At 67.7% G+C, this 16359-nt stretch carries 10 protein-coding genes and 1 pseudogene; 3 read left to right on the forward strand and 8 right to left on the reverse strand.

Translation table 11 applies throughout. The features are described from left to right. From HOP12_11670 to HOP12_11680, 3 genes are all read right to left on the reverse strand, one after another. The coding region (locus tag HOP12_11670; protein ID NOT34814.1) for a 2-oxoacid:ferredoxin oxidoreductase subunit beta at positions 1–1060 on the reverse strand (1060 nt) is incomplete at its 3' end. Continuing rightward, positions 1057–2889, reverse strand: a complete 1833-nt coding sequence (locus tag HOP12_11675) for a 2-oxoacid:acceptor oxidoreductase subunit alpha (protein NOT34815.1) — start codon at positions 2887–2889, stop codon at positions 1057–1059. The genes HOP12_11670 and HOP12_11675, both read right to left, overlap by 4 nt. After that, the gene (locus HOP12_11680; protein NOT34816.1) at positions 2882–3865 is read right to left on the reverse strand and encodes an NAD(P)/FAD-dependent oxidoreductase; all 984 of its coding nucleotides are present in this window, start codon (positions 3863–3865) and stop codon (positions 2882–2884) included. The genes HOP12_11675 and HOP12_11680 overlap by 8 nt, the downstream gene beginning before the upstream one ends. A 208-nt stretch (positions 3866–4073) precedes the next feature. Here HOP12_11680 and HOP12_11685 point away from each other — a divergent pair, with 208 nt between their 5' ends. Continuing rightward, positions 4074–4832 (forward strand): hypothetical protein, encoded by a 759-nt coding sequence (locus HOP12_11685; protein ID NOT34817.1) that lies wholly within the window; start codon positions 4074–4076, stop codon positions 4830–4832. A 739-nt stretch (positions 4833–5571) separates the two neighbouring features. On the opposite strand, the pseudogene HOP12_11690 reads toward HOP12_11685, so the two are convergent. Beyond that, positions 5572–5661, reverse strand: a pseudogene (locus HOP12_11690) (LysM domain-containing protein). Between the two features lie 162 nt (positions 5662–5823). Here HOP12_11690 and HOP12_11695 point away from each other — a divergent pair. Continuing rightward, positions 5824–6411: a LemA family protein gene (locus tag HOP12_11695; protein NOT34818.1), complete on the forward strand. Its 588-nt coding sequence runs from the start codon at positions 5824–5826 to the stop codon at positions 6409–6411. Position 6412: 1 nt separating this feature from the next. Here the strand turns inward: HOP12_11695 and HOP12_11700 are convergent, their stop codons facing one another. Genes HOP12_11700 through HOP12_11710 form a run of 3 tightly spaced genes read right to left on the reverse strand, consistent with a single transcriptional unit; the run spans position 6413 to position 10903 of the window. Beyond that, entirely contained in the window at positions 6413–7942 is a 1530-nt protein-coding gene (locus tag HOP12_11700; GenBank protein NOT34819.1) for a response regulator, read from the reverse strand. A 16-nt stretch (positions 7943–7958) separates the two neighbouring features. After that, positions 7959–9383 (reverse strand): response regulator, encoded by a 1425-nt coding sequence (locus HOP12_11705; protein ID NOT34820.1) that lies wholly within the window; start codon positions 9381–9383, stop codon positions 7959–7961. Next, positions 9380–10903 carry a methyl-accepting chemotaxis protein gene (locus HOP12_11710; protein NOT34821.1) on the reverse strand — a complete coding sequence of 508 codons (1524 nt, stop codon included), beginning with the start codon at positions 10901–10903 and terminating at the stop codon, positions 9380–9382. Before HOP12_11710 ends, HOP12_11705 begins: the two co-directional genes overlap by 4 nt. A gap of 500 nt (positions 10904–11403) precedes the next feature. Here HOP12_11710 and HOP12_11715 point away from each other — a divergent pair, with 500 nt between their 5' ends. Beyond that, positions 11404–12186, forward strand: a complete 783-nt coding sequence (locus tag HOP12_11715; GenBank protein ID NOT34822.1) for a hypothetical protein — start codon at positions 11404–11406, stop codon at positions 12184–12186. A 30-nt stretch (positions 12187–12216) separates the two neighbouring features. On the opposite strand, the gene HOP12_11720 is transcribed toward HOP12_11715, so the two are convergent. Next, on the reverse strand, positions 12217–16266 hold the full coding sequence (locus HOP12_11720; protein ID NOT34823.1) for a DUF1929 domain-containing protein: 4050 nt from the start codon (positions 16264–16266) through the stop codon (positions 12217–12219). Positions 16267–16359 lie beyond the last annotated feature (93 nt).

Consider the following 16359-nt stretch of genomic DNA (forward strand, 5'->3'; position numbering starts at 1 on the left):
GCCCCTTCCCAGTCCGCAGCTGCTCCATCACTTCCTCGAGCACGCGCTTGGGCGGGCGCACCACATCGAGCGGCAGCTTCGCGAGCGCCGTCGGCACGAGCCCGAGTTCATCGTCATACGCGCGCAACGCGGGCTCCACGTGCAGCAGCCCCGTCACGAGCCGCTGATCGCGCTTCGCCTGCTGCAGCACGTTCATCGCGGCGGTGCGATCGGTGGGGTCGAAGTCGTCGCCGAGCTTCTGCAGCACGATGTGCGAGCCGTCGGGCATCTTCACTTCGCGCGTGGTGCCGGGCTCGTAGTCCACGTGGATGTCTTCGTAGAACGGCACGAAGTCGATGCTGTGGAGCGGCGAGTCGTGCTCCTTCACGAACGCGTACGACTTGGTCGAGCCTTCGTGGTCGGCGAACGTCACGCACGGGCTGATCACGTCGATCACGGCGGTGCCGTGATGCGCGAACGCGGCCTTGAGCAATGCGCGGAGCTGCTTCTGATCGCCCGAGAACGAACGCGCCACGAAGCCGCAGCCGAGTTCCAGCGCGATCGCGCAGCAATCGATCGGCATCAGATCGTTGGGCTTGCCGCCCTTCATGGTGCTGCCGATGTCAGCGGTCGCCGAGAACTGACCCTTCGTGAGCCCGTACACGCCGTTGTTCTCGATGATGTAGACCACCGGCACGTTGCGGCGTACGAGGTGGCAGAACTGCCCCAGACCGATGCTCGCGGTATCGCCGTCGCCCGAGACGCCGATCAGCAGCAGCTCGCGATTGGCCACGAAGGTTCCGGTGGCGATGCTCGGCATGCGGCCGTGCACGGCGTTGAATCCGTGCGTCTGGCCCAGGAAGTACGCGGGCGTCTTGCTCGAGCAACCGATGCCCGAGAGCTTCGCCACCTTCCACGGTTCGAGGTTCGCCTCGAACGCGGCCTGGATGATGCCGCCGGTGATCGCGTTGTGCCCGCAGCCGGGGCACAGCGTGGTCTTCGATCCGTCGTAGTCGGCCTTGGTGAGTCCCACACGATTGCGGCCGGCGCCCTGCGGAGCGTTCGAATCAACCACGGTCATACGCTGGCTCCTTCGGTTGCGCGGCTCGTGATGCCTTCCAGTTCGAGCACCTGCTCGGTGAGCGATTGCGCATCCACCGGCATGCCGGTGAAGAAGCGCACGCTGCGAATGCGCGCGGCGAGGTCCGGCCGCTCGAGCCTCAAGAGATCTGCCATCTGCCCGTCGCGATTCTGCTCGAGCACGTACACCCGCTCATGCCGCTCGAGGAACGCGGCGACATCCGGGTGGAAGGGCAACGCGCGCACGCGCAGGTAGCTGGTCTGAATTCCCCGCGCGGCAAGCTGATCGCGCGTCTCGACGACTGCCCAGTGCGTCGATCCGTAGGCGATCATGCCGACCTTCGAGCCGCTCTCGCTCTCGATGATCGGCGCCGGCACCACCATGCGCGCGGTCTCGAACTTCTTCGACAGCCGCTCCAGGTTGCGCGCGTACACCTCGGGGCTCTCGGTGTAGCGAGCGGCTTCGTCGTGACCCGAGCCGCGCGTGAAGAAGGTGCCCTTGGGGTCGCGTGTGCCGGGCACGGTGCGGTACGGAATGCCATCGCCATCGACGTCGCGATAGCGCTCGAACTTTGCGAGCTTCGCGAGTTCGTCGTCGCCGAGCACCTTGCCGCGATCCCACGGCTTGTCGGGATACACGAACGGATCGCTCATCCAGTTGTTCATGCCGAGGTCGAGATCGGAGAGCACGAACGTGGGCGTCTGCAGACGCTCGGCCACGTCGAACGCCGCGGTGCCGAACTCATAGCACTCGCGCACCGAGCCCGGCAGCAGAATGGGGAAGCGCGTGTCGCCGTGCGAGAGCCCGTAGACGAAGCTCAAGTCGGCTTGCGCGGTGCGGGTCGGCAGGCCGGTGCTCGGCCCGACGCGCTGGATGTCCCAGATGACGGCGGGAATCTCGGCGTAGTAGCCGTAGCCCGCGAACTCGGCCATGAGCGAGATGCCCGGGCCCGAAGTGGAGGTCATCGCGCGGGCACCCGCCCAACTGGCACCGAGCACCATGCCGATCGCGGCGATCTCGTCCTCGGCCTGCACCACGCCGAACGTCGCGCGACCGGTGTCGGGGTCGCGGCGATAGCGTTCGAGATAGCCGATCAACGCTTCGACCAAGCTCGACGACGGCGTGATCGGATACCAGGTCACCACGGTGACACCGCCGAACAATGCGCCGAGCGCACCCGCGGTGTTGCCGTCGATCAGGATCTTGCCTTCGTTCGCCTTCATGGGCTCGAGGCGATAGGGATCGCGCTTCTGCAGATGCGCGCGCGCCCACTCCCAACCGGCGCGCACGGCCTGGTGGTTCAAGGCCAGCGCCTTGGGCTTCTTGCCGAGCTGCGCGTCGAGCGCACGTTCAATCTCGGCCTCGCTGATGCCGATCAGCTCCGCGAGCACGCCGACGTAGATCATGTTCACGACCAGGCGCCGCAACTTCACGTCGGTCGTGATCGGCTCCATGAGCTTGGCCATCGGCACGCGATAGATGCAGCGGTCCTCGGGCACCTCGGGGATCTTGATCTGCTCGTTCACCACGATCGCGGCACCGGGCCCCATCGCGGCCACGTCTTCGTGCGCGGTCTCGGGATTCATCACGACCAGCACTTCGTTGGTGCGGCGGCGCGCGACGTAGCCGTCGCGACTCACGCGGATCGTGAACCAGGTGGGAAGGCCGGCAATGTTCGACGGAAACAGGTTCTTGCCGCTGACCGGGATCCCCATCTGAAAGATCGCGCGGAGCAGCACCGAGTTCGCCGTCTGGCTGCCGGAGCCATTGACGGTCGCGACCTGGATGCTGAAGTCGTTGATGACGGGATTCACGTTGCCCCTAGGTATAGAGTTCGCCCATGGTGACGCGCTGCGGCTTGCGGACGTACACGTAGGCGGATTGAGCCGCGACGCACCCCTCGCCCGAGGCGGTGAGTAGCAGCTTGTACTTGCCGTCGAAGGTCGCGATGTCGCCGCACGCGAACACGCCCTCGAGCGAGGTGTGCATGTGCGGGTTCACGGTGATCTGATTGCCCTCGGTCGCGATGCCCCAGCGCTTGATCGCGTCCAGGTTGACGGCGGCGCCGATGTTGACGACCAGGTAATCGCATTCGAGCCCTACGGGTTCGGGAGCGCCCTTGGTCTGAATGATCACTGCGCGCAGCACGCCGTCCTCGACTTCGAGCGCTTTGACGCGGCTGTTGAAGTGACGCGGGATCTCCATCTGGTTCACCTGGTCGATGTTCGTCTCCATGCCGGTGAAGCGATCGAGCGCCTGCACCAGCGTCACTTTGGCGCCCGCCTGGTGCGCGGTCTGAGCACTCTCGAGCCCCGAGTCGCCGCCTCCGATCACCACCACGCGCTTGCCAGGGACCCTCGCCTTGTCGACGAGGCGATAGGTGAGGGCACTCTCGTCGAGCGTCTCTTCGCCCGCCACTTTCAGCTTGCGTGGCTCGAACGCGCCGCCGCCGATCGCCACGATCACGGTCTGCGCCGAGTAGGCGTGATCGGTACTGGTGGTCGGATCGTGGGTGGCGAGTTCGAACCCGCCGCCCTCGAGCGGCTTCATGTCGAGCACCTTGCGGTTCCCCGTCATCTCGACGCCGATCTCCCGCGCGTGGTCGATCAGGTGCTGCGCCAGGTCGCCGGCGATGATGTGCGCGTAGCCCGGCCAGTCGTGCACCGGCTTGTCGCCGTAGAGCGACACCAGCTGCCCGCCGAGCCGCCCCGCGTCCAGCACCAGCACCGACATCTTGCGCATGCGGCAGAACATCGCGGCGGTCAGGCCCGCGGGGCCGCCGCCGATCACCAGCACCTCGTGCACGCTTCCCCCTCTATATAGGCGAGTTTCACGCACAAGCTAGGCACCGCATCGCGGCGGGTCAAGCGCCGCGGCGCGCTGCAACACGCGAGGCGCCGGCCCGTAATGAGCGGCGCCGGAGGTTCGAGCGAGGAGCCGGCGGATACGCGCAACCGCATGCGGGCGCGCGGTCCTTGACCCCTCGTCAAAGCGGCCCTAGCGTCCCGAGGCCATGACCACCGACACCCGTTCTCGAATCGAACCCAGCCCCGCCATCGTGGATGCCGTGCGCCAGTGGCTCGCCCCGGTGCGCACTTCGCTCGGCGACGAGTTCCTCGCCTGCTACCTGACCGGCAGTGCGCTGCACACCGGCTTCGACCCCAAGCGCTCGGGCGTCAATCTGCTGCTGATCGCGCGCAGCCTCGATCTGACGCTGCTCGATCGCGTGCACGACGCGATGCCGCGCGACTCCAAGGCGACGCCGCGCATCGAGTCGTTGTTCATGTCCGAGCTTCAGATGCGCCGTTCGCTCGACGCGTTCTCGATCGAGTGGGTGGAAATCGCCGAGGCGCACCTGCTGATCGAGGGCCAGGACGTGATCCGGGGCATCGAAGTCCCGATCCTCAACTTGCGCCTGCAGTGCGAGCACGAGCTGCGCGTCAAGCTCATGCGCCTGCGACACAGCTACCTGGCGGACCGTGGGCGCCCCAAGGCGCTGGCGGCCACGCTGTCGGGTGTGGCAAGCAGCTTCGCCACCTTGTTCCGCACCCTGATCCGGCTGCGCGAAGAGACGCCGCCGGCGCAGACGCCCGAAGTGGTGCAGCGCGTCGCCGATCTCTACCAGCTCGACGCGCGCGGCCTGATCGGTGCCTATCAGCTGCGCTTCTCCGATCGCGAATACGCCGACGCCGAGCTGCTGGAAGTCTACCGGCGCTTCCTCGTCGAGATCGATCGACTGGTGAACGCGATCGACACGCTCCAAGTCGGATGACCGGCACGCGCCTCCGCGCGCGCCGGGTGGGAGCCGCCTGCGCCGCGCTGCTCACGATTGCGCTCTGCATTGCGCTGCCCGCGCTCGGTCAGTCGACCGAGCCGCCGATTCCGGACTACGTCGGCTACATGAACGACGTGGCGGGGGTCGTCAGCGAGCCCATGCGCGCCAAGCTCGAGGCGTTCCTCGACCAGGTGCACACCAAGACCGGCGCGCAGTTCGCGGTGCTGACGCTCAAGAACACCGCACCCGTCTCGCCCACCGAGTACAAGGTCAAGGTGTTCGAGAAATGGGGCATCGGCGACAAGGAACGCGACGACGGCCTGCTCATGCTGGTGGCCCTCGACGAGCGCGAAGTGCGCTTCGAGACCGGCTACGGGCTCGAGGGCACGCTGCCCGACGGTCTCCAGTCGCGCATCTTCCGGCAGTACATGGCGCCGAGCTTTCGCAACGGCGACTTCGAGAGCGGCATCCGCGACGGCGTGCTGCAGTGCGCGGTGCGCATCGCCGCCGAGAAGGGCGTCACGCTCGAGTGGGACGGCAAGGAGCTGCGGTATCGCGAGCGCAAGGAAGGCCTGCCCAAGGGCATGGCCGTCGCGCTGCTCGTGCTCTTCATCCTGTTCGTGGTGTCGCGCTCCATCAACTCGGGCGGCCCCGGCGGCCGCCGACGTCGCTCTTCGTGGCTCGACATGGCTGGCTGGGGAGCCGGCGGGCTCGGCGGTTTGGGCGGTGGCTGGAGTGGTGGCGGCTTCGGTGGTAGTTCGGGCGGTGGTGGCGGCAGCTTCGGTGGTTTCGGTGGCGGTTCCAGCGGCGGAGGTGGCGGCGGCGGATCGTGGTGACCGCACCCGCCGGACCGGCCGCTCCCGGCCTGCCGGACGCCTGGTTTGAGCTTCACCCGACTGCGCGGGCATGCTGCGCGGCCGGACATTCGGAATCACACCCCCGTGAGCCGCGCCTGACGCGCGGCCACTGATCGAAAGGAGCGCATTCCATGAAGCGTGGTGGACTCATCGCGATCGTGGTGCTCGCCATTGCATTGATCGGCATCGGCGGATGCGTGGTCGGCAACTACAACAATCTCGTCGGCGCCGACCAGGCGGTGAAGGGCAAGTTCGCCGAAGTCGAGAACCAGCTGCAGCGCCGCAATGACCTGATCGGCAACCTGGTCGAGTCCGTGAAGGGCGTGGCGACGCAGGAGCAGGAAGTGTTCGGCGCGATCGCCGACGCGCGCGCGCGGTTGGGTGGCGCTCAGTCCCCGCAGCAGACCATCGAGGCCGGACGCGCGATGGACACCGCGCTCTCACGCCTGCTGGTGGTGGTCGAGAACTACCCGCAGCTTCGCAGCAATGAACAGTTCGCCCAGCTCATGGACGAACTCGCCGGAACCGAGAACCGACTCGCGACCTCGCGCATGCGTTACAACGAGGAAGTGCAGAAGTTCAACGTGCTGGTGAAGCGCTTCCCGACCAACCTGTTCGCGGGCATGTTCAATTTCAAGGATGCGACCTACTACGAGGTGCCCGAAGAAGCGAAGGCGCTTCCGAAGGTCGACTTCGGGGGCCTGCGCCAGCCCAAGTAGTTCAGGCCGGAATGCGACGGGGCGATCCGCCGGGTGCGAAGGCACCGCGGATCGCCTCACGCGTTTCGGGGTCGAGCCCGCGCGCGGCGAGCACCGATTCGATCGCCGCGATCACGGTCGCAGCGGCCCGATCGCCGCCCGGTTCCGCGGATGCGGCATCACGGCCCACCTCGCGCTCGCAGTGCTCCGCCCACCCCCACGCGGCGCGCACGATCGCGAGCGGCGCGAGCGGGCTCCACGGCTCGGCCGGTACCCAGTCCTCGCGCGCCTGTTCGACCAGTGCGATGAGCCTCAGGATCCGCGCGGTCGCCGCACTCTCGCCGGCCGAATGCAGCGTCGCCAGCAGTGCCGTCGGATCGGCGAGTGCGCCCAGGCGCACCGCGCGCACCACGCACCAGGTGTCGAGCGGTGTGACCGAGAGTGCATCGCACGCCTCGCGCGCGCGGCCCGCAGCCTCGACGCGCAGCAGATCGGCGGTGCCGTCGCGATCGCGCGCGGCCCATGCGCCCGCCACCTCGAGCCACGACTCGGTCTGCGCCAGCACCGAGCCGGCGAGTCCCAGCCGTTCCGCGAAAGCTTCGTTCCAGGCGGTCAGCAGTTCGAGCGCGTCGCGCGACAGCTCGGGCCCGCGTTCGGGGTCGCCGATCAACAGGAAGCCGATCGAGCCCGGAGCTTGAAGCGGCGCGACCCGCACCAGTCCGAGCGTCGAGAGCACACCGGCTTCGGTGCGCAGTTCCGGGTGGCGCGCGAACTCGTCGACGCGCACGAAGCGGCCGAGCCCCCGCACCAGCGGTCCCAGTTCGCCGCCGCGATCGAACAACGGCTCGAGCGCCACCGTGGCGGGCACACCGCGCGCGGCCAGCACCGTCGCGACACCGTCCGCGGCGACCGTGACGATGGCACTCGACGCCAGCCCGAACTCGGCGTCGATCTGCGCCAAATAATCCTTCGCGAGCTGCTCGGGATCGCGGCTCGCACCGAGGCGCTCCAGCATGCGCTGGGTGCCCTCGTGCGTGCGGCGTGCCCGCTGCAGCTCGACCTGCCCGCGCTTGGCGTCGTCTCTCACGCGCCTCAGCTCGAATTCGGCCTCGCGGCCTAGACGCCGTGTGGCGCGAGCTTCATCGGCGCGCGCCAGCAGGCGTTGCAGTCGCGCGACCAGCTCACGCGGCGAGAATGGCTTGACCAGGTAGTCGTCGGCGCCGCGCGCCAGGCCCTGCACGCGCGCATCCACGTCGGCCAGCGCCGAGACCATGAGAATCGGGAGCTGCGGGTCCTCGGGGTCGCGTCTCAGCGCTTCGCACACTTCGAGGCCGCTGCGTTTGGGCAGTCGCACGTCGAGCACCACCAGGTCGGGGCGCTCGCGCTGCGCCACCAGGATTCCTTCGTCGCCGTCGCAGGCCGAGATGACCTTGAACCCGTGCGTGTCGAGCGCGATCTGCAGCAGGTCGATGACGCGGCGATCGTCGTCGATCACCAGCACCACCGGCCGGCGCGAGGCGTCACGCCACTGCGAGTTCGGAGTCACGGGCATTGCCGACCTCCGAGGTTCAGGACTCCGCTCGCACGAAGCCGAGCGTGATCAGGAGGTGTTCGACATGCTCGCGTTCGAATGGCTTGCGCAGGGCGTGCACCACCCCTGCCGAACGGGCTTCGACCAGGTCGTCGGAATCGCGCACCAGCGCGATCACCGGAGCGTCACCGACGCGACCACCGGCGCCGACGCCTTCGAAGACCTCGCGTCCCGAGGCATCAGGCAGTTCGATGTCGACGAACACCGCCGCCCACCGACGATCGTCGATCACACGTCGCAGCTCGCGCCGGGACGAAACCGCGTGGACTTCGAGGCCCAGCTGATCGAGCAGGCGCGTCAGAAAGATGCGAGCGGTGATCGAGTCCTCGGCCACCAGCGCAAGGGGGCGCACGACCGGCATGACCGGCGGCGCCGCCGGCTCGACTTCGAGCGGAATCTCGACAAGGGGAAGAGATTCCTCACTGGCCGGCAGCGGTTCGACATCGCCCGCGGTCAGCTCGAGCAGGCGCAGCACGGGCGGAGCGCTCGGCTCGGGCGGAGCCTCGACAACCGGCTCCGGCGTCGGCTCCACGAGCAGCTCGGCAGGCTGTTCAACGAGTGGCTCGCCCGGGGTGAAAGTTTCCGAGATGCGGGACGTGACGCGCTCGTCCGCGGACTCCATCGGCCGCCACGCACCCGCGATCTCGGGAAGTGAAACGTCTCGAAGCAACGCGACCGGATCGAGCAGCCAGTGGCGCGCACCCTCTTCGGTCAGCAGCGCAGGGCCCAGCTCGGCTCGCGGCGGCGTGGGCATGTCGGGGTCGGGCTGCGCCGGCATGCGCCAGATCAATCGCTCGGCGGCCAGGTAGGCGCGACGCAGACCCAGTCCGATCAGGATCGCCGGATGCTCGGCACCGGGCTCCAGGTCGAGCGCGCCGAACGGCTCCACCACTCCGCAGCCTTCGTGATCCGCAAACGCGCGCAGCTCACCCGCGCGCACCATGCGAACGCGCTGAACCGCGTGCCACGCGATCGCCAGCGAAACGCCGCCACACTCGAACATCAGGAAGCTCTCGGGCGCCGCGAGCACCGGGACCCGCAGCGACCACTGCCGCAACGAGCCGGCGACCGGCGCGAGACTGCCCTCGACGGTTTCGATCACTCCGCCCGCTACTACGATGCCGCGCGGATCGACCGGCTCGATTCGCAGATCGAGCACGCCATCGTCCGCCAGCGAGCGCAGCGTCGCGCGCGTCTCGAGCTCGCCGATCAGCACGTCGATCGCGGCTCGCATCGCCCCCGCGACCAGCGGCGAGATGCGCACTCGTTCGAGCGGTCGCGCCGTTGGGCCGGCGAGCAGCAGCAGGCCGAGCAACGCCTGGTCGGCTCCGATTCCCGGCAGCGTGGAAGCCGTGGGATTGGGAGGGGAAGGATTCCGGCGTTCCGGTTCGATGCCGCTCAAAGTCCTTCTCCGATTCGGTCGTGGTGGGATGGAGTGGCGGGATCCGGCGAGTCGCCCGGCGCTTCCGCGTCGAGCAGTCGCAGCGCGGTGCCGCGTGTGGCGGGTGGATCCGAGTCGTTGGCGTCCGCGTCCGAGGCCGGCGAGGGGTCCGGCCCCGGAACGGCGGACGTCAACGTGAGAGGTGCGAGTCGGTCTTCGAGCTGGGCCAGGGCGTCTTCCTCGCGTTCGACGTCGCGCACCAGGCGATCCGCCGCGGTCGAGACTCGCTCGCTTGCGGCCGACAGTCGCTCGCCCTTGGTGCCGGCGTCCGAGATCATCTCGCGCACGCGGTCGAGCAGGCGGCTCGAATCGTCGAAGCCGATCGGGCGCGTGACGGGAGCCTCGAGCGAGAGGCTTTCGAGCCGCGCGGCCACTCGCTCGCGCACCTCGCGCATGCGTTCGACCGCTGCGGCGGTTTCGCGTTCGATCGTCGCGATCAGCTCGGCGGTGCGATCGCTCGCTGCCTGGACGTCGAGCGCGAGTTGCTTCATCTCGCCCGTCATCGAGGCGGTCACCGGACTGCCGGTGGTACCCGCGACCGCGGTATTGAGCGCGATCAGCGTCGATCGGTTCGCCACCAGGCGCACCTGGTCGCTCACGCCGCGCACGCGCGAAACGGCTTCGGACAGATGCTGCACGCTGCGCTCGGAGCCCTCGACCAGCGTCTCGAACACCTCACGCATCGCGAGCCCGCCGTCGGGGCGCTGCGGCGCCGGAGCTTCGTCGCGCAGCTCGAGCGCTCGCGTCAGCTCGGCCTCGAGCCTCTGCAGCTCGCGAATCGTGGTGAGCAGCGAAGTCGCCTCGACGAATGCCCGCTCCGCTTGCGAAGAGCCGTCGCGCGCCGCATGGCGCGCATCGTCGAGCGCACCACGGATCTCGCGCACCGCGCCGACGTTCTGATCGCGCATCGAGTCGAGCCGGCGGATGCCGAGCTGGATCGCCTGGGTAAGGCCGGCCAGCGGTCCGCCGCCGGTCTGCAGCGGCGCCCAGCGTTCGGTCTCGTTCCAGCGCGTGACGGCCGCGTGCAGCGCCTCGATTTCGCCATGGGTGGCGACGAGTTCCTGCGTCACGGCGAATGAGCGCCGCTCACGTTCGAGCATGCCCTGCACCGCGAGACTCAGCGACGACAGTTCGCCCCAGCCGGCCGACGCCGGAAGTCCACGCAGACTTGCGAAGTCCCCGCGCTCGATGCCCTGCTGAAGTCCGCGGAGCTGACCGACGATTGCCCGCTCGAGCCACGCAGCGAACAGGGTACCGGTGACCAGGCCGACGCCGGCGACCAGCGCGAGCCCCGCCACCAGAGGCGGCAGGTCGAGCGGGCCCTGCGGAAGCGGGCGGGAGCCGAGCATCAGCCACACGCCGGTCGCGGTGAGGAGCGTGCCGCCCAGGCACCCGAGCCACAGCCGCAGCCGCAGGCCGCTGCCCGCCACGGCGGCGGACGACGCTTCGGAGCGATTCCGAATCGGCACGGAGTCGGGCATGGAGGTCTCGGAGGTGTGCTGCGCGGGAGGCGGAAGCTGATCGATGACTGAACCAAAGCGCAAATCCCATGCCCTCCAAAGGCTTGTGGCGGGATTCGTCGCCCGATCGAGCGCGACGCGGCGGCGGCGCGACTCCGCAACGTCGGCGACGGCGCGTCCCCTTCGAGCAATCGCAGACTGCACGGGGGAGCGGGCCGCGCACGAAGTCCCTATCGCGCTCGTGCCGAACGGCTTGAGGTTCGAAGGGTCGCAGGCCGACGGCAGTCGATTCAACCGGTTTCTGGAATTGCATTGCCGTTGCGGTTCGTCATGCAATGCCGGTGGCCGCGGCGCGACACTCGGGGCGACGTTCATTCGGGGCAAAGTCCCCATCGATTGAGTCGTCTGCCGAGACTGGATGCGGGTTTCCGGTCAGTTGCCGCGCGTGTCGCAGTTGCTTGTCGCCTTTGGGCCAGCGGCTTGGCACTCGCGCAGCGCCACCCACCCGGATGGCACGAACGATGCGACTCCACTGCGGCATGAATCCCCGCAACTACGTCGATCTCAAGAGCCAGAGTCGTGAGCTCCAGCCGACGTATCACTTCATGATCAACTGCCTGCTCTACTCCCGCATGGAGACCGGGCTGGTTTCGAATCAGGAGTTCTACGACGAGGACGTCAACGTCTACCTCGCCCACCTGCTCCATTCGTTCATCAATCCCGAGTACGTCGAGCAGTCCAAGCGCTTCCTGTCCAAGTACGACACGGACGTATTCCGGCGCCTCTCGACCTCGACGGACGCGCGGCTCAAATACATGATCTACAAGACCAACGCCGACTTCCTGCTGGTTTCGATCGGGATCTTCGACAACCCGGCCGGCGTGACCGGCAGCGCGCGCGGCGCGGCGCCCAGCGAAGAGGCGTTCATCGGGCGCGGCAAGACCTACTACCACTTCGCGTTTTCGTACGCACAGCAGGTCCATCGCAAGAACCAGGGCGTCACCGAAGTGCTGGAGAAGCTCTCGGTCGGCTTCGACAAGTACCTGCGCATCCTGTCGCACATGCGCGGCGAGTACCTGGACCTGATGAAGCGCCTGTCGCAAGGCGAGGTCTACCACCTCGAACGCTCGGTGGACGAGGCGTCGCAGCAGGAGATGCTGCGGGTCAAGCAGGACGAGCTGCTCGAGCTCTACACCACCTGGAAGTCCGAGCCGTCGCAGGAGAACGAAGCGAACCTGGTGCGGCTCGTGGGCGAGATCCGGCAGATCAATCCGGAGTTCAAGTTCCAGATGCCGGTGCGGTAGGCGGGGCCTCGCGGCCCCGCCTAAGTCCGCTCACTCGATGACCACCACCGCACGCTGGTGGCGCGTTCCGCCCGCGATGAGCCGGCAGAGGTAAACACCGGTCGGGACGCGCCGGCCCGCACGATTCGTGCGATCCCAGACCATGGAATGCGCACCCGCGTCGAGGTGCGAATCGACCAGCGTGCGAATCTGGCGGCCCTGCACGTCGAGCACCTCCAGTCGCGCGTTCATCGCCCGCGGCAGCGTGAACTCGATGGCAGTGGGCCCGCTCGCAGGATTGGGGCGGCTGGGCTGAAGCGCGACCCGATCGGGCACGACCGGTAACTGCAGCCGACTACCCGGCGGGTTGTTCAGCGCGGTGTTTCCAGCCGCCGCCGTCTTGATTGCCACCGCGAACCATGGCTCCTCGTCGCCCGACGGCGAAGCGCTGGTTGCGTAGTCCAGCGTGAGGGTTTGATCCTCGGCCAGGGCGAGCACTGGCGCCTCGTTCAGCACCTCGCCCGTAATGTCGCCCGCGGCCGAGTGAGTTGCATGCGTCAGGGTGAAGGCTTCGCCCGCCGACTGAAGCGATGGAGCGACCCGCGCGATTTCGTGACCGACCGGCACCACCGTGCGTCCGCCATCGAGCAGCCGGCACAGGGCAAACTCATCGTTCGTCGCGGCCAGCGCATGACGCCGCACCGTGACCCAGTGGTTCTCCGTCAGCGTCTGGATCGCGATCTTGCCGGCGTCTTCGGCGCTCATGGACTGGCTCGGTGCGCGCGCGATCTCCACCCGCCAGCCCCCGCCGGCCGTGCGCGTGGTGGCGAGCGTGAGGACGCCGCCGGGTTCCGCACCGATCGGCGCGGCGACTTCGGGAGCTGATGCCACGAGCGAACCGCCGCCGGCGCCACCGCACATGGTTTTCACCTTCACTTCGCCGTGAAAACCGGAAAGGTTTCGGTGGTCGTCATCTGACCGCACGGCAAGGTGGTACCAAGTGCACGACTGAAGGAACAAGAACGAACCCTGGCCATCCGTGCCGATGGGACCCGGAGAGGTCTCATCCGTTGACTCGATGGAGGGGGTCCAAGTGCCTTCGGAGTTGATGGCCACGGATGAGCGGCGCAAGTGGAACTCGAGCGCCGGACCCGAATCCCCATTCGTTCCGTCGTCGGCAGTGGCGGTCCAATTTGCGAAGATCGCACTCGGCGTGACCACCTCGACCGTGACATTGGTGAGCGTCGCTCCCGCCGTCACATCGCAGCGATCGTCGCCCTTGGTGTCCCCCAGTCGAATCCACTCGGCGACCGATGGAACCTCGGGGTTGCTGGACCCCATGCCGACGAGGAACAACAAGTAGTCGCCGGGTGGCGCCGAGTCCGGGCTTGCCGGCGCAGTCACCAGCAGGCGCGACGGATTGGTGGCCGGGACGGAAGACAACGGAACGTAGCGCTGGTTCTCGTCGAACGCGTGCGTGGTGCCTCCCGGCCGCATCATCGCGACTTTCTGTATGTTGGAAGCATTCGGGGTGCAAATCGTGAACACCTGCCGCCACTGAACCAGGCGGGGCGCTCCGGTGGGGGTTTGAAACGCCGGGCGGGCAGCGAGGGTCGTGCCATCGGCGTTAAACAGGTAGGGCGGGCAGTAGACCTCGGCCTTGTACTTGTCGCGGTTGCCATCGCCATTGGGGGGGACGCCCCCGTACTCACCGCCCGCCGTGAGCACGCGACCGTCAGGGAGCAGAATCGCGGTCGAGTGATAGCCGCGCCGCAGCGGCTCCACCGTGAGATCACCGGGGGCCGTCCACGTACCCACGCCACCATTGCCGTCGGGGTCCCACATCTGCGGGCGCAGTTCGGGAGTCTCCACGCCTGCGACGAAAGTCTCTCCTCCCAACGCCAGCACCTTGCCGTTCGGCAGGAGGACCGTGTTGTGATGAGTTCTCGGCACCATGTCCTGGGAGGCCACCCACTCATTGTTGAGGTTCGTGGCGTCCAGGGTCTTGGTCGTGCCGACCACCGTTGGGCCCGACGTTCCCCCGGACACCATGATCTTGCCGGGCCGGTGCATCACAGCCGTCTCGGGAGCGTGAGTGTTGTTTGCATTGGGCAGCGCCTGCCAGGCCGAGCCCGGAGCGCCCCCTTTGGGAAAGTCGAGCCGGTAGCTGGGTCCATTCCTGCCCACCACGAACATGCGACCCGCGGGCTGCGTCGCCCCCGGAATCGAAAACACCAGGGGGTAAAGGTTGGTCAAGCCGAGCGGGGCGTTGGCCCAATTGGACCAGGTTTGAGACACGGGATCGAATACCTCGGCGCGCCGCGCGAACGTACCGTCGAAATCGAGCACCGAGGTGTGCCCGGTGAGCGCAACGCCGGCATCTCCCCACACCTCCCACTTTCTTGCCCCCGACCCCACGTCGACCTTCCACGTCTTCCCGTCGGGGATGTAGCCGCCGGCGTTCTGGCCACCGTTGATGAGGATCCGGCCGTAGCCCGAGCCCTGGATGCCGTCGAAGGTCGCCGAGTGTCGCGCGCGCGGCCCGGGGCGTGCCCCGCCCACGTCCGTCACCGTGATCAACTCCCAGCTCACGTTCCCGTCGTCCAGAATGTTCAGCCTCCACAGCGAGTCCGAATACGCGTTGGTGCCCGCGAGCACCCCGCCGTACATATACGCCTCGTGGAGTTCGGCTACCGGCGCTTCGCCCTCTCGATAGTCCTGCGGCATGCTGTGCCAGTAGCGAGGTGCCGGGTCCACGACTCCGGGCTGGAGATCTTCCACCGTCATCGAGTACCAGGTCGCGTTGTTGGGCTGCGCATCGTCGAACCGCAATTCCCACACCTTCTGGTCGATCGGGTCGGTGCCGATCGCCGAGGTGCCACCGAACACGATCATGCGCTTGCGGGTTTCGCTGCCGACCACCTTCTCGTCGTAGATCGCCGTGTGCCCGCAGCGATCCGAAGGGCCGGTGCCGGAGATCGTCATCGGTGCCCACTTGAACTTGGTTTCGGACGCTTCCCAATAGAGGCGATAGACTCCATCGTCGAGGGCGCCATTCTGCAACCTCCCGCCGTACATGACGAGCTTGTCGCCGGGACTCTTGCCGGGCACACCCGCCACAATCATCGTGTGCTCGCTGCGCGCGAGGGGAGGGCTGGTCGCGTCGACCCACTGCCACTCGTAGAGGTAGTCGGAGGAGAACACGTTCTCCCTGCGGGTCAGGAACCAGGTGTCGTTCTTCACCTGTCCACCCGCGTCGCGACCGCCGAACAACACTTGCCACTCGAACCCGTTCGCTGACTGGTCGCTCTCGATGAACGTATGCCCTTCCCGCCAGCCGGGCCGCCCGGGGGGAGGCGCGGAGGGGTTTGGGTCATCGACCGGATAGAGATCCGGCTCCCACTTGCCGTCTCGCGCCGGCAGGAAGCGGCGCAGCTTTTCGCCGACCGCAGCGCTCGGGATCGCTCCGTTGACTCTCCCGCCAAAGTAGCGACTGTGCCGAGGTCTCAGGCCGCCCACCGTGAGCACCCTCCCGTCCTTCGTAGTGCTTGACGAGGGGTACCACCTCCAGTCCAGCATGTCGCCGGTATTGGACCACGTACCGCCGTTGGTGGTGCCACCCGCAGGACGAAATCGTCGCGTGCGGTAGTCGCCGTAGTCGCCGATATCCGCGTCCGTCCCGCCGATCACCAGCAGCCCGCTGTCGGGGTAAGGAAGCTGCGCGAGGCCGGCGCAGAACGGGTTCATGCCGCTCGGCTGCGTGACCGGGCGATCCACGAACGTGGTCGGAAATGCCCCGCACCCTTCACTGCCCGGAGTCCACGCGCGCAGGCCCGCATGGAACCCGTTGCCATCTTCGTTCAACCACCAAAAGACGCGGCTGTGGTCGGGATTGCCGTCACCTCTCAGCAACGCGAGATGAACCGCGTGATAGTTGCTCGGCGATGGCGACCAGTCGCTGGCAGGGCTCCACGCACCCGTACCCGCCGCGAAGAGGCTCGCGGGAAAGAGCGTCGCACTCACGAGCAGTGCGATCGCAAACAGGAGTCGCGTCGCGTGGGCGGTGCTCGAGTGCGCTCGACGGCAATGGCGAGCTTGCATGGAAGAACCTCCGCAGGTGGGGCCAGGGGCCACAACGTAGTCGCGCGGTCGTCGCGATGCGGAGGCTGGGCGGTAGAGGCGAGTGGGCGACCG

Source organism: Candidatus Eisenbacteria bacterium, from assembly GCA_013140805.1.
Lineage (GTDB): Bacteria > Eisenbacteria > RBG-16-71-46 > RBG-16-71-46 > RBG-16-71-46 > JABFRW01.